This is a genomic window from Mordavella massiliensis, from assembly GCF_016902415.1.
GTDB lineage: Bacteria > Bacillota > Clostridia > Lachnospirales > Lachnospiraceae > Merdimonas > Merdimonas faecigallinarum.
In genome coordinates, this window is sequence record NZ_JACJLV010000001.1 from 62,886 (window position 1) to 77,199 (window position 14,314).

Annotated in this window: 9 protein-coding genes and 1 pseudogene; 1 reads left to right on the forward strand and 9 read right to left on the reverse strand. The window is 41.1% G+C overall.

Translation table 11 applies throughout. The annotated features are described in order from the left end of the window. Positions 1-16 precede the first annotated feature (16 nt). From H6A13_RS00270 to H6A13_RS00285, 4 genes are all read right to left on the reverse strand, one after another. Complete coding sequence (locus tag H6A13_RS00270; protein ID WP_204907615.1) at positions 17-2,437, reverse strand: phosphoadenosine phosphosulfate reductase domain-containing protein; 2,421 nt, start codon at positions 2,435-2,437, stop codon at positions 17-19. 255 nt (positions 2,438-2,692) lie between these two features. Beyond that, a complete protein-coding gene (locus tag H6A13_RS00275) occupies positions 2,693-6,115 on the reverse strand; it encodes a hypothetical protein (protein ID WP_204907616.1) in 3,423 nt (1,140 codons plus the stop codon). Positions 6,116-6,169: 54 nt separating this feature from the next. Further along, positions 6,170-6,364 carry a helix-turn-helix domain-containing protein gene (locus tag H6A13_RS00280; RefSeq protein WP_204907617.1) on the reverse strand — a complete coding sequence of 65 codons (195 nt, stop codon included), beginning with the start codon at positions 6,362-6,364 and terminating at the stop codon, positions 6,170-6,172. A 373-nt stretch (positions 6,365-6,737) separates the two neighbouring features. Next, positions 6,738-7,061 (reverse strand): helix-turn-helix domain-containing protein, encoded by a 324-nt coding sequence (locus tag H6A13_RS00285; protein WP_204907618.1) that lies wholly within the window; start codon positions 7,059-7,061, stop codon positions 6,738-6,740. Between the two features lie 207 nt (positions 7,062-7,268). Between H6A13_RS00285 and H6A13_RS00290 the strand changes: the two genes are divergently transcribed. Continuing rightward, positions 7,269-7,805, forward strand: coding sequence for a hypothetical protein (locus H6A13_RS00290; RefSeq protein WP_204907619.1), 537 nt, complete (start codon positions 7,269-7,271; stop codon positions 7,803-7,805). A 90-nt stretch (positions 7,806-7,895) separates the two neighbouring features. On the opposite strand, the gene H6A13_RS00295 is transcribed toward H6A13_RS00290, so the two are convergent. The 5 genes and pseudogenes from H6A13_RS00295 to H6A13_RS00315 all read right to left on the reverse strand — a co-directional run bounded on the left by H6A13_RS00295 (position 7,896) and on the right by H6A13_RS00315 (position 13,785). Continuing rightward, positions 7,896-9,290, reverse strand: coding sequence for a relaxase/mobilization nuclease domain-containing protein (locus H6A13_RS00295; protein WP_204907620.1), 1,395 nt, complete (start codon positions 9,288-9,290; stop codon positions 7,896-7,898). A 56-nt stretch (positions 9,291-9,346) separates the two neighbouring features. Continuing rightward, entirely contained in the window at positions 9,347-9,652 is a 306-nt protein-coding gene (locus H6A13_RS00300) for a hypothetical protein (RefSeq protein ID WP_204907621.1), read from the reverse strand. 109 nt (positions 9,653-9,761) lie between these two features. Further along, positions 9,762-10,094, reverse strand: coding sequence for a plasmid mobilization protein (locus tag H6A13_RS00305; protein ID WP_204907622.1), 333 nt, complete (start codon positions 10,092-10,094; stop codon positions 9,762-9,764). After that, positions 10,094-11,866: pseudogene (locus tag H6A13_RS00310) on the reverse strand (helicase); the annotation flags it as partial. The pseudogene H6A13_RS00310 and the gene H6A13_RS00305, both read right to left, overlap by 1 nt. Before the next feature lie 104 nt (positions 11,867-11,970). Further along, on the reverse strand, positions 11,971-13,785 hold the full coding sequence (locus H6A13_RS00315; protein WP_204907624.1) for a reverse transcriptase/maturase family protein: 1,815 nt from the start codon (positions 13,783-13,785) through the stop codon (positions 11,971-11,973). Positions 13,786-14,314 lie beyond the last annotated feature (529 nt).

Consider the following 14,314-nt stretch of genomic DNA (forward strand, 5'->3'; position numbering starts at 1 on the left):
CGTCATACCCCCTTATTTAGAACAGTCGCAATACATCTTCAGAAGTTAACTCAGAACCAGTAGGACGTAGAGTAATAGTGTCCAGGTCAAGAGTGAAGGATGCAGAAATAAACTCAGGATAGTTTACTGTAAGTCCATTCAGAATGCGAATCATACATTCTCTATCCAACCCGAAAATACGAGTAGGACTTACTCCATCACGCTCAATAGAATCATCAAGCAATGTTTCGAGTGTAAACTGGTAGTAGTCACCACAGGCTTCAGCAAATTTGTACAAGCTATACAGAATTACTCTGGCATCCGGAGAATCCCATCCACATCTCACCAAAGAGTTTAAGGTGATGGTTTCCTTACCAGATGCACTAATCTTTTCCTCCACATCACATTCAGCAAAAATGCGAGAGGTACCGAGAGGTGTTTTGTCCATGACAATTTTGAAAGCATCCACAACATTTCTTTTACCAAGCCCCTTCAAGTCATTCTCCATGACATCGGAGAGCATCATCTTAATGGAGTCCGGAGTATAAGAAACGCCCAGCTTCAGATTATTAACAAACCAGTTATATGCTGGAGTATAAACAAGATTACACAAAATCAAAGCCCATGCAGCATCTTCTGTTGCACCAATTTTGCATACAGCTTCTGCTACTGCGGTAGGAACACACTTACAATATTTGTCTCCTTCTGCTTTTTTATCATACACAACAAGACCGGCATCCTGAACGAAATTTTTAAATGCGTCCTTCTTTTTATTCGCTACCAGTCCATCACCATCAGACATCCAAAATTCCGCACCGCAATCATAGTTGCAGAAAATATTCATCCATTCAGCACGAGCACCAAAGCTAAAGTACCTATCTAATCCAGTCATCTTTCTCCCCTCCGAAATCTTATTTCTAATTGAATTGTATCTTAAACAATGTTCATGTATATCATGGCACTTGTGACAGTGAGTACAATTATCACCGATTTTTATGCCATTTGACATATCAATACAATGGCTCTTACACTCTGCTTCACATACACCACAGCCAATGCAATATAGCGTCTTTACAATAACGCTTCTGAATAGTGAGAAGAACCTGACATCATCCTTGCTCTTTGTACAATTCAACAGCAAGAAAGAAATGCTTATGTCAGTTCTTTCAAGTTTGATTTGGTACAGTTTATCCAAATATTTGATAATATACAAATCAGGTTCCGCTTGATAAAACTCGCCAACTGTTTTTGCCCACATTTCCCAACGAAACTGAGTTTTGTAAACTGTGATCGTCGGAGGAGTTGCGTCAGACTTTACTTCAAAGCAGTCATGCCCGAAATTGAGTTCTCTACCAGATTTTCTGGTTCTCCAGTAACCAGAATCGATGAACATTTTCATTTCCTCAGAGCTATAGTTTGTTTTACCGCTTGTAGAAACAATCATTTCTAAATAACTGTCGGTTTCTGTCGGATAACACGTTCTCTTGATGTATTCATGTCGTCCAGACGAGTTCGGACACACAAGGCACCCTGCACGAGAATTACCTTTCTTATATGCTTCGTTTATGATAAGTCCTCTTGCGAAAATATAAAGAAACAGTTCCGCAGAACTCCACTCCAGAATACCATGACAGCTTAGCTGACCACTATGCTTCTTTCCATCATTCACAGAATCGTATTCACTTCGAGTCAAACTTTCTTCTGCACGAATACCTGTAAATGCCATCCCTGTAAAGTCATGCTTTCCTGTTATCTTTCTCAGCAAATTGATCTGCGGAGAGGTTTTATGAACACTGCAACACCATCTGCTCGTAGTAGACGGTGGTCCAAATATCTTCCATGTTTGAGAAGGAACCAATTTGGATTGTGCCCTGTAAAACTTTATTCCTTGCTTCTGACAATACTGCTCAATCTGTTTAATGACTTTATATGTATCAGGGAACTCCATTCGTGTATCCCCAAATAAAACAAGGAAATCGTCATGTGGTAGTGACCTTTGAACCAAATCAAGTGCTACAACACTATCCTTTCCACCGCTAAACGCAACGTAAAATATGTCAACTTTATTTTTATATTCACGGTAAACATTATATATTTTTTGAATCGTTTCCTGGGTCAATGTTTCTAAAAGATTTTGATTCTTTTGAACCATTGCCTCGATATCAACAAACTCCAACACTCCATTATCAGGTTCAGGGGAATCCAGAATAACAAGCTCTGGTGCTGTATAAACGGAACCGCCCTTTGTTCTTGCTACAGTGCGTCCTTTGTATATGTAATTATTGGCTTCTGCCCACATTAGTGGTGCGCTATCATCCTTTGGATAATTCCAATACCGGTCAAAACCAAGGATATCTAGTTCTTTATAATAGACGGGACGGGGTTCCTTACTAAATCTAGAGATTTCAGTTGTAAGTAGTAGTCCACCGGTCTCCGCATCCCATATATATTGGTACATGATGGTGTCCTCTTTTCTATATTTTTGTTACTCTTTTCGAGCTGCTATTATCAAGTTTCCTTCAAGAGAAACTACCTCGTCAAACAAATCAAATATATTCCCATAAAAACGTACTAAATTCACGAATCTTCCCTGTTTATTATCATCTTTTCTTTCTTATGGTAGAAACAATGGGACTGATGAGATGTAAATGCCATGGACTGATTTTTGATAACATCATGATTTTCTTGCCCATAACCAGTTCCTCCGATTCTCTTATTTTTTTTGCACGCTCATGCGAATTTTTGCTTCCTGCATTACTTTTTCAATATCGCTATAACTTCTTCGTTGCTGATAACCCAAATCAACTAATAGCTGAAGGGCATCTTTTTTAGTTTTCCAACCAGTATTCTTTGAAAGGACATCAACAATTAGTGTTCTATAATCAGAAATACCTGATTCTTGTCGAACCATGGCGCCGCAGCAATCAGTAGCAGCATAGCTTGCATGGAGCAATCTGAATTTTTTGCTATAGTTTGCAACATAGCTTTCCAAAACAAAATTGTTCCAAGGAACATCTATTGTCGGAAAATGTAGAAACAGATTGATGTTTTTAATAGGCGTATATTCACTCCGAACAAGACTATCTAAAACAGCATCCGTCTGTTCAACATTAAAATGGATTTGATCCCGACGAATAAACTCATTTTGGTTTATTCGAACCATTTCGCCATACACAGAATCCCAATAAATTACAGTATTCAACTCATTTGCAAATTTTTTAAGTTCTTCGACTGTAATATGTTCAGATTGCTGGCAGAAGTCTGAGAAGACTTCTGCCATACTGATTTCCTCATCCTTATCGCTGATGATTGCACCTCTGAATGAAAACCTTTCTCGAAGAAGATATGCAAGTGCATTGCGAAGTCCCCACATTGGATAATCCGGTGTGTTCATAAGAACGGACGGACAATGCTCCTCAATTAGCTGCATAAGTTCCACATCAGAAATGTAGCTTCTTTGTAACAAAGCATGGCTTATTAACTCTGCAATCTTTTGTAATTCATTTCCACTAACAGGCAGGTTTGGGGCATATAAATATGCTTCAGGTGCAACATTCACTATTCCTGGCGTCGTAACTAATGTGTGTTTAATTTTATCCAATGGTATGTACCAAAGACTACTTTCTATTTCAGAATAAATTACTGGTAAATGAGATTTTTTCATATACTCAATAACATCTTTGGCAGGGGCAGGTTCTTTGTTATATCCAAACAGATAGTTGTATCGTTTGAAATAGTTTCTCTTTTGGGAACTAAACAGAATACTTTCCAAAGAGTTAACATTATAAACATGAAGTATTTCTGCTAGTTCTTCTTGGAACTTCTCAAACAAGCAATCCAAGTAAATACACGAAGCCCCCTCCTTAAAGGTTTCCATGATTGTCTCATTGATTTCTTCGATGAGATCTTTTTGTTCCATGTCATCTTTTACATAAATACGCTCATCACGAAGGCTACCAATCCTTATCAACGTATGAACCAGCTGCTCGTCTTCTTCGGTCAGTTCCTGTCCGAACATATCAAAATAATACATTCTAAAGCGATTGCGATCGATTGCTTTTCCAGGTCTAAAACCATCCACAAAATTTTCTGCCAATATTGCGGTATATCGTTCTTTAACCTGTGGATTAACAGCAACTTCTATTTCAGATGCAATCGGTCGCTGTTCCGTTTTTTCTACTGGCTCTATTTGCAATGTTGAAACAGGAGAAACTATTGCATTATTTCCAGTTGCTCTGCGGAAGGCAATAAGTTTATTCATTGCGGAAATAGGTCGCTTCTGTCGCTCGTTGATAAACTCAACAAATCTGCTGTCCTTTCGCATTTCCCAAAATATACGCTCAAGAACATTTGCATCTTCTATAAGAAGAAAATGTTCTTCTTTTATGTAATCATGTTCCTTTGCAAATTCACTGCATTTATTAATATCGGACAGGTATGCCAAAATAGCTGCTTTCTGCATTTGTTGTTCCTGTGCCCAAGCAATAAAAGCAATGCGAGTTTTCGTAACTTCATCTTTTTGCTCTGGTGCAGATTTGACTGGAGCTTTTATAGTTATTCCTCCAGCAAGAGCATTACAGTAATCCCAGTATTTTGACAAAGCAGCACGATAGCGATTATGCTGACTTTCATTCAACTGTGCAAACTCAGGATTAGCCAAAAGTTTCATGTTAATCTGATATACTTGTTCTGCATCCAAAATGAAATACAGTTCTTTTTCAGAAAATCCTAATCTTACAGAATACTGTCCTGCAACATTTACAGCAGAGCTATAGCTCTGAGCCGAACGTTCTGCAAGACCTGCACCTGATATAAGCCAATTCTCAAAAGCTGACTTTCCCTCATACACGGAGGTAATAATCACTCTATTTTCTGTTTCAATATGTCTGTTTTGGGTGCGTTCCTCGATAATAGGTAATTCTAATGAATCATCTGTCCCAACCGATAAATGCTTACCCTGTTTTTTTTCATAAATGATTTCGATGTTATCGTAATCCATATTGCATTTGCTCATGAGTAAGTGCAATATAGTAACAATTTCATCAGGTGTACAATCTGTTTCGAGATACAGACCATCATTTATTTTTTCAGCTTTACTAAGTCTATCAATACCAGCTCTACCAGTAAAAATAACTTTACCGACTCCAGCAAAATAATATCCAACCATTCCTCGAATAATGGCAGGATAGTCCTCCTGTAAAAACTCAATGATACATACGAACACATTTTGCCATCCATGACATTTTCTTTTTTCATCAAAATAAGAAACTTCAATAGGAATAGTAAAAGTAAAGTCTATTCTCTCATTTGCAAAATTCCAAATGAGAGTATTGGTTTTATTCTCAGCTACATTGGTAGAAATAATATTGTTCGATTCAGAAATCGCATTTTCATTTCCTATAGTTATAACTTCTTCTATAGTTGAAACTATATGATTTGTATCAGCATCCTCCGTAGGCTTAGTGCTGATAGCTTCAGCATCTTCTTTAGTGGCATTAATCGGCACTGCTTTTTGAACAGGATTCTCACGGAGAAATGCCAAGTAATACTCCATGACTTTTTTCATTTTTCCAATCTGACGGAAGTACTTAAATTGAAACATCTTATTTGTTTGGATCGTATTTTTAACGTACTGTAATGTTTCAAAATCTGTTGTTTCAAATAATGGCACAGCCAAAATGTGCTTGTTTAGGCAAAAGGCTTCTAAGTCCTTGCAAACAATATAAAATTCAGAAAGTTGCGCCGAGGAGACTCTTGAAGAAAGCCACGCAAAGAAATTCTCCTGGATATTGACTTGCACGGTACATTCTCCTTTCGCTTGAATTAGTATCTCATCAAATTCCGATCGCCTGTTTTTATATAAGGCGACCATTTCTGCAAACATCTTTGTTGCATTATGTAAACCGGAAGGTTTTTCATCAACCAAACCACCGACAATTTTCATCTGCATAGAAATTCCGTTTTCATTACGGAATACTTCATCTATCTCAATGCCAGAAAGAATCGCTCGACACCTAAGAAGTGTTGATACTTCTTTTATTGCTTCCTGTTGAGACAACTCTTTACCTTTCACTCTTAGATACGCATCAATAAGCAATGCTGTTTCCTGTTTGTCCCACGGAATTCGTAGTGCCACCCAATTTACTTCCAGCTATAGTCTCTCAAAATAATCTAATAATATAACTACTTTCTATTTAGTAGCATCTTTATTGTCACATTCACACACAAAAGTATATTTGGGTCTCTGTGTACCTTCAGGAATTAACCAGTTCGTTCCGACTTTCATTACACCGGTTATGCGACCACTTTTACAATGGTTCTGTACTTGCCTTACTGTGATATTCCACTTTTCAGCAGCTTCTTTCGTTGTCATATAACCGTTCATAGAATCATTCCTCCTACTACTATACAATTATCATATAATGACACCACTTTACATTATACTGTGCTATAAGCGAAGTGTCAATTCGTTTAAACGAAATCAAGAGACTTGCTAAAATAAAGTGAGATGACAAATTGGCAAGCAGTGTAAACCTGTACAGGTTCACTCATTTTTTCAATTTCGCCTCTGGCTCAATTTTCAAAAATTGCTTGTTGGGGCAACGTCCCCAATCCCCTTTGAACGCCATCTCCGATGTCGGCTGCACGGTCATTCTGACCGTTTCATAACCTGTATTCAGGTCACAGGTTTCATTTGGACTTGAAGAAAAAGAAAAAACCTGAACAGCCGAAGCCATTCAGGTTAATTACATACCGAACTATTTTGCGATCCAATTTATAAAAGTGGCGACCTTCTTCAAATCATCGTCACTTAAACTTTTCAGCTGCTCGCAGAGTTTGTGATAAAGAGATTCGTCCTCTTGTAATGGAGCGAAAAAATCCGCTGGTGTCATATCAAAGTACGCAATGATATTAAACAATTCTTTGAGTGACGGCAGGGCGGCTCCGCTTGTTATTCCACGAATATATGAACCGCTTTTTCCCAAATCCAGGCTCATGCGATGCTCTGAAACAGCTTTGGACATTCGTAACTCTGTAATTCGAGAACGAATAAACTCATCATACTGTTGTGTATCAGCCATTTCACGTCCTCCCTTCACTGACTATTTTATTATGAATCGGGAGCTGACGTTGGTACTGTAAAAATGAAATTTCGCTTTATTCATCTCCGTATTAGTAGTATAATCACTAATATCAAAATATATTTATGATTCTACCGCTAACCCACCTTTAAGATTGATAATTCAGCAATGTAACGTCAGCGGTGTTATCACAACCAAGGAGGCAGAATGAAAAAAGAGGTTGATTTCATCGCAGAATTTGAAAAGGAAGAAGCCGAGTTAAATAGCGAAAAAGCAAATCCGTGTCCGCCAACAGAAGAGCAGTATCAGAAAATGAAGCTCGGCATTGAGCTTGTGGAATTAAAACAGTCACAGTACCAGAAACGTAAAAACGAAAAACTCTGGGACTTATGGACAAACACTTTTTACTCCATTATGTGCGATACCGCTCGCATACAGGGGGGACGTGTTACCCTTGAGATTAACGAAGAAAATCTAACTGGTTCCCTGATTTACTACGGTCATGGTCTTATCATAGACTCTCTTGCCGGAAACCGTACCTGCCTTGCTGTCATGATGGATAAAGCCCATGAGGTTTCGATTGATACCGTCGATGGGCTTCTGAAAATCACATTCCTGTTCCATCTGTATGACAAAATAAAAGTTGCTGATTACTCTGATGAGATCAAAGAACTGGCAGCGCAGATTTATTCTCCGCAGTATTTGGAACATTTGAACCTGGATGACGATGAGGAGTTTATCTGATTTCTTTTTGGAACCGCATACAATTTTCCACGAAAAAAGCAGCCACAGACCGCATACGAAACTGAAATGCGATCTGTGGCATTCTTTATTTTAGCGTTCTTTCCGCTGTTGTTCCTCTTTCTTTTTCCGATCCATTCCAAGGATATGCTCCACCGTTTGTTTCGCAGTCAGATATTCCTGCATATCCTTTCGTACCTGCCGGTATTCAGCGTAGGCTTTTTTCTTTTCTGTCAAAAGACGATTGTACTCCTCATGCAGTGATTGTCTGGACGGAACCTTTTTCCCAGGCAGCTGATCGAACGCCTGCTTTGCGACTTTATGAATCTGAATCTCTTCCCGGTGTTCTTCAAAAAACTTTTTGCTGTATCCGGATTTACGGTAGGCTTCATATATTGGTCGAGTCTTTGAATAGTTATTGATGTGCGTCTGCAACGCTCCGATCTCAACCATTCTCTTTTCATCAGCTTTAATGATTTCGGACAATTCTCCAAATCGCTGACTCAGACGTTCCGCCAATGCAGACAGTTCTTCATAGTTGCCAATTCCTTTTTCCTTCAGAAGGCAAACGGTACGGGCAGCTTCTTTGCGGTTATATTTTTTCGCCCAGCGTTCATAGCCCGCCGATTTTCCTTCAGCCAGCTTTGCCTGAATATCAATCAGAAGGTTAAATTCTCTTTGCGTGTGAACCTGTTTGCTGGCTCTCGGAGTTTTCTGAACGGACTTTCCTGACAGTATTGCGGTTATATCCTCCAGGCTGTATCCGTCTCTAAGAGAGCGTAAACGAAGAAAGCTCTTTTCTCCGCTGTGCCGGAAAGCCGGGTTCTTCCCATCCTTAAATTCATATCCCAACTCCGAAAGCTGAAGAACAAATTCAGAAAAATCTTTTGGCTTCTTTTTCAGCACCTGGTCAATCGTCGCACAAAGCTCATCTCGTTTGGAACGCTTTTTGGGGAAGACTGTCCTTTTTACCCGTTCCCGATATGGCTTCGGCTCAATAACCGACAATCCATGCTCAATACAAACCATGTCACTTAATCGCTGAACCGCAAGTCCGGAAAGGAAAAAGTTCTTAAACTTGCGAGTACAATCCAGGGAAGTTGAATTATAAATGATATGGTTATGGATATGCGACCGATCAATATGCGTCGCCACGATAAAGGCATGTTTTCCTTTTGTCCATCGCATTGCTGTTTCATAACCAACACGGTTCGCTTCTTCCGGTGTAATCTCCCCAGGTTTAAAAGACTGTCGTATCTGGTACGCAATGATGTCATTTTTCTGTTGCCTGCCTGTGATATGCTGGTACTGCCGCTTCGTCAGAAGAAACTCCTCATCAGCTGTTTTCGGGTCACATTCATAGGAACTGATATACTTTCCGTCATCCGTTTTTGCTGCGTTCTGGGAATAATCTGTACGGTCTGCCAGACACTGTGCCACCGTTTTTCCTTTGTTTACATGAAGGGCAATCAGTCTTGTTGCCGCCATCTTCTCACCATCCTCTCAAAAAATAAGACTGCCCGCAGGCAGCCTTACCGATAGCTTTATGAAAAAATAAAATCGTGCAGGTTCTCTTTGATTCGTTCCCCGATTTCCTGAAACAAAACAAACAGAAACAATGCCGCATATACTGCAAGCCCAATTCCCACAAGCAGAGCAAGCTGCAACCACAGGGACTGAAAAACGCAGTAGATGCAACATCCGATGATGTACAGGATCAGTGCTCCTATGGCAAAAGATGAAACATCCAGAGCAAGCTTTGCCAGAAAACAAATCAGACTCAGAACAAACAATACCGGCAGTACAATCAGCTTTAAAATGATTTTCAATAAAAATTTCAGGAATCTCATAGAAGCACACCCCTTTCTTTCTTACTCTTATTATACTGTTTTGAAAAACGAAACACAACGATGTCAATATGTACAGCTGCTGCATTTTCATGCCGCAGCCCATGTTTGATTACTGAATACTGGACAGACGAACCAGCACCTCCTTCATGTCGTCCCAGATTTCCTCCAGCCGTTCCTGCAAATCTCTGATATCAGATTCATAAATGCTGCCTGTTTCATTGGCTCTCCTGGCATATTGATTCAGGTTGTTACTGCATCTTCTCAGAAGGGAAACCAGTGCTTTCACGTCCTGCAAATCCAGATTGATGCAGTATCCGTCCAATGCCATTTTCCGAAGGTAGGCTCCCATGCTCCGAATACCCAGCTCATCCATTTTTTCATGGATTCTCTGTACTTCTTCTTTGGATGCCAGAAAATGAACGTCCTGATCCCGTCTGCCCATTACAGCACCTCCTCACGCCCCGCAGATACACGATACGGAAGAACGTGCTCTGATCTGGATTTCAAGTCTGCCAGAACAGACGGCTTTTCCGAATACTCCACTTCCTCATGTTCAGGCAACGTATCTTCCATGTTCAGAGCCGCATCCAGTTCCGCCAGACGAGCACTCTTTTGAGCAAGTTCCGCTTCCTGTGGGAATGGTTTACCCAATTCTGCTTTTGTTGCTTCCTGCTGATTATAGAGATTTATCAGCCTGTCTCTGGCATTTTCCATCTTCTCCGGAATACCGGAAAGAGCATTATCCAGTCGAATGATATTTCCCCTAGCATCAGTTCCAAGCGGTACTCGATGGCTTACAGCGCCTTTCAGGACAATATCAAACTCATACTGAAAACTGTCAAATGAAAGCTCCATCTGAAAGCCACGATAATTTCCAAGAGAGATTGGCTCAGTCCCTTTCATCTCTTTGCAGGCGGCAAGAATCATCTCACCGGCATCCGCTTTTTCTGAATAGTGTTTTCCCAAAATCTCCATGCCACAGAATCCATCAGTAATCTGCGGATGAGATTCCGCTGTTTTGTTGTCTGCTTCAAACCCATGAACATAACCTGTCTGCTTTTCAATCTCTGCCGGGAAATATTTCAGGAGCTTATCCTCCATCCGGTACTGCTGGCTCTGATAATCAGCTTTCAAAACCTTCAGCCTTGCCACATCAATATCCAAGTCCATCTTTTCCTTAATCAGCGGATTTCCGGCACACAGAGCCTTGATCTCCGCATAGGACAATGCCTGTTCATCCACATCATCACAGGAACGGACGGGTGATTTCGATGTCATAATCTGCGAGATAAACTTCTGTTTGTTTTCCAGAGTTTGGTAAAGATACGCATCGAAGGTTCCTTCCGTGACGTACTGGTAAATTTGTACTTCCTTATTTTGATTTCCCTGACGGATAATACGCCCATTTCGTTGTGTCATATCAGAAGGACGCCAGCCCACATCCAAATGGTGGAGTGCAATCAGGCAATCCTGGCAGTTTGTCCCGGCTCCCATTTTCTGCGTACTGCCAAGCAGTACACGCACCTGACCGGTACGAACTTTCGCAAACAGTTCCTTCTTCTTCGCTTCCGAATCGGCATCATGAATAAATGCTATCTCATTTTCCGGAACACCTCCCGCAATCAGTTTTGCTTTGATGTCATCATAAACGTTGAAATTCCCATCGTTTTTCGGAGTGGATAGGTCACAGAACAGCAGCTGTGTCAGCCTGCCCTCTTTCCCTTCTTCCCAGATACGGAGCACATTCCGGACGCAGGCGTTGAGTTTGCTGTTTGGGTCATCGGGAAGAAGCGGATTCATCAGACGCTGATCCAGCCCCAGCTTTCTTCCATCTGACGTTATCTTGAGCATATTATCTTCCGATGGGTCTACCATGCCGGAGTGTACCGCCGCCGCACGCTCGGAAAGTTCTGCTACCATGTCTCTTTGATAGTCGGACGGCTGAACAACAACGGTTTCAAACTTTGCTTCCGGAACAGGAAGATTGAGCTGGTCGGAGGTTTTTATATCTGCCACTTCCCGGAACATATTCATCAGCTCAGGCAGATTAAAAAACTTCGCAAACCTGGTTCTGGCACGGTATCCCGTACCTTCAGGAGCCAGTTCGATGGCAGTGGTTGTTTCACCGAAAATAGATGCCCAGCAATCAAAATGCGTCAGGTTCTTCTTCTGGAGTGTATCATATTGAAGGTAACGCATTACCGTGTAAAGCTCATAAGGTAGGAAACGCCACGCCATACTTCCTTTCGTCCGTGGTCTTGGCGTAACCCCCTCCAGAACCGTGCTTACACCTCTCGATGTACACGGCTCGCCATCTTTCATAGTTTAAGTGATTTTGTCTTTGCTTCTTCGTAGCATTTCGGGCAGAGAGCCAATGACTTCCGCCTTTTCAGTAACATCAGTTCATCAAATTCATTATCAGCGTTCAAATCTTTTAAGCGCTTTACATGGTGCATATACACTTTCACGGGGTTTGCTCCGCACATCTCGCATTGTCCGCTTTTTAAACGTCCTGCAAGACTATTCGGTTTTATCTGCCCTCTGTATTTCGGCATAATGTCTACAAATTCAGGTGCGATATTGTTATTACGCCTAAATCCTTCATTGTAAAACTCACACCGCTTTGTTCCACTCTTGGTTTTGTAATCTGCGCCAAAGTCGCCCTTTACGCTACGGTATTTCTTATACATCTTCATAACAGAAGAATTATATTTTGCCGCCAACGTCTTTAAACAGCTTCCACGCATGATAGAATGAAATTTCCCCAGATTGCATACATTGATTGCTAACCTGTAATAATTGTACAATCCTCTGATTTCAGAATTATATTTACTGATGATTGCCACATCGTCTAATGGCATAAGCGCCCCTCTGTGGAGTGGCTTCCAAATCTCTTTGCCGTTTTCGTCTTTTTTGATTTTAAACGCACCGTATTCGTGCAGTTTCGCAATCCATTTTTCTTTCGGCATATATAACTGCACTTTTCCATACCACACCCGTTGCAGACCTTTTTTCGTCCGCTTTGTGTCCTGACTTCTTGATATTCTTATGTCGTATCCAAGATACCGCACCTTTTCAGAGGAATGGGTAACGTGAGTTTTCTCCTCCGACATTGTGAGATTTAGCTTGTCTTTTAGAAATATCTTTACCTGTTCCTTGATATTTTCAGCATCCTGCTTTGAACCTGTTATTGAAATCAGGAAATCGTCAGCGTAACGGTTGTATTGAAGTCTTTTGTAATTCTCATCCATCTCGTCTAAATGTGGTGTGGACAACATCACTTTCCTTGCTTCTTTAAATGCTGCTAGGTTTGCTTCTGTGCGCTCTATTTCCAGATTTTTCTGCGCTTTCCGATAAGCCCAGCGTACCTTATCATGGTCTTTGTGGACTTTACGGCTTCTTGTATCGCCTTTGTCAAAACTCTTTTTCATCCTTGCCATGAACTCATCAAGTTCATTCAGATAGATGTTGGCAAGTATCGGACTGACACCGGAGCCTTGTGGACTGCCGGAGTACGTTTCATGGTATGTCCACTGTTCCATATATCCTGCCCTTAGAAACTTCCACATCAGCGATATGAACGCTTCATCTTTTATGCGCTTTCTCAAAAGCTGTATTGTGATATGGTGGTCGAAGCTGTCAAAACAAGCCTTAATGTCTCCTTCGATTATCCACTTTGCACCAGTGAACAGCGTTACGATTTCTTTTAACGCTGTGTGGCAACTTCTTTTCGGTCTGAAACCATGTGAATTATCAGAGAATGTCGGCTCATAGATTGCTTCAAGTATCATACGGACAACTTCCTGTAACAGTTTATCGTCCGTTGACGGAATCCCCAATGGGCGCTTTTTACTGCTGTTTTTCTTCGCAATATAAACACGCCTTGCAGGGTTCGGCTGGTATGAGTGGTCTCTCAGCTTCTGAATGAGCTTTTCAATGCGCTCCATGCTCATACCGTCAAGAGTGAATCCGTCTGCACCTGCCGTCATGCTCCCCTGAGAGGTCGCAATATTCTGGTATGCAAGCAGATAGAACTCTGGGTTGTACAGGTTACGGTATAATTTCTCGTACCTGTACTCTTTGTTTTTTGCTTTTTCACTTAAACTTTTCAATACATTTTCGGGACTTCTCATAATGCCTCACGCACCTTTCCTTATTATTTGTATTGAAGAAAGACTGTCTCCCTTCGCCATGTGGACGGCTTTCCCGTCCTCGGACTACTACGGAGACTCTGTTGCCATAGTAAATATTCAGAGTCACTTTTCTCATAGCACTCATAGCCGATTTTCGGCATTTTACCTTAGGCAATCCCCGTTTAGAACTGTAATAACATAAGCCTGTTATGATTTCGGATGTGACGTTCGTCGTTTTCCATTATCCTATGGCTGATTTACTCTGGGTATCTTGTGGATACGCATGGCCGACTCATATCCACCAGAGTACATGCGAGTATAACTTCCTTACGCATGGAGCAACATTTTGCCCAATCTCCGACTGTCATTCAGGCAGTTTAGCTTTCATCCTTATTCATAACTTTTCGCCACTACCACGCAAACACTTTGGAAGTTTCCGTGTTTCGTGCCCTCCGACATGCTACACTCCCCATCGGGTTTCCCCTTTTGGATAAGTCGGGTGACGATAGGGTGCGGATTATTCCGCTTT